This is a genomic window from Falsiroseomonas sp. HW251 (genome assembly GCF_050563545.1).
In the GTDB taxonomy this organism is placed as follows: domain Bacteria; phylum Pseudomonadota; class Alphaproteobacteria; order Acetobacterales; family Acetobacteraceae; genus Falsiroseomonas.
In genome coordinates this window covers 1-1067 of record NZ_JBNXUM010000088.1, presented here as the reverse complement: position 1 = coordinate 1067, position 1067 = coordinate 1, and the positions used below count along the sequence as shown (strand labels likewise).

Below are 1067 nucleotides of genomic sequence, written 5' to 3'. Positions count from 1 at the left end.
AAGGCAAAGTTCGAGCGGAACAAGCCGCACTGCAACATTGGGACGATCGGTCACGTGGACCATGGGAAGACGTCGCTGACGGCGGCGATCACCAAGGTGCTGGCGAAGACCGGCGGTGCGACCTTCACCGCCTATGATCAGATCGACAAGGCGCCGGAGGAGAAGGCGCGCGGCATCACGATCTCGACCGCGCATGTCGAGTACGAGACGACGAACCGCCACTATGCGCATGTCGACTGCCCGGGCCACGCGGACTACGTGAAGAACATGATCACGGGTGCGGCGCAGATGGACGGCGCGATCCTGGTCGTGTCCGCCGCCGACGGCCCGATGCCGCAGACGCGCGAGCACATCCTGCTGGCGCGCCAGGTCGGCGTGCCGGCGCTGGTGGTGTTCCTGAACAAGATGGACATGGCCGATCCCGACCTGGTCGAGCTGGTGGAGATGGAGGTGCGCGAGCTGCTGTCCTCCTACCAGTTCCCGGGCGACGACATCCCGGTGATCAAGGGCTCGGCGCTGGCCGCGCTCGAGGACAAGACGCCGGAGATCGGCGAGCAGGCGATCCTGAAGCTGATGGAGGCGGTGGACGCCTACATCCCGCAGCCGGAGCGCCCGAAGGACCGTCCCTTCCTGATGCCGATCGAGGACGTGTTCTCGATCTCGGGCCGCGGCACGGTGGTGACGGGCCGCGTGGAGCGCGGGATCATCAAGGTGGGCGAGGAGGTTGAGATCGTCGGCCTGAAGGACACGGTGAAGACGACGGTCACCGGCGTCGAGATGTTCCGCAAGCTGCTGGACAGCGGCGAGGCGGGCGACAACATCGGCGCGCTGCTGCGCGGCACCAAGCGCGAGGACGTGGAGCGCGGCCAGGTGCTGGCGGCGCCGGGCTCGATCACGCCGCACACGAACTTCCTGGCCGAGGCCTACATCCTGACGAAGGAGGAGGGCGGTCGTCACACGCCGTTCTTCACGAACTACCGGCCGCAGTTCTACTTCCGCACGACGGACGTGACGGGGGTGGTGAAGCTGCCGGAGGGGACGGAGATGGTGATGCCGGGCGACAACGT

Annotated in this window: 1 protein-coding gene; it reads left to right on the top strand. The window is 66.8% G+C overall.

The genetic code is table 11. The annotated features are described in order from the left end of the window. Nucleotides 1–1067: elongation factor Tu (gene tuf / locus ACLF3M_RS35285; RefSeq protein WP_430661694.1), on the top strand; the 1067-nt coding region annotated here is incomplete at both ends.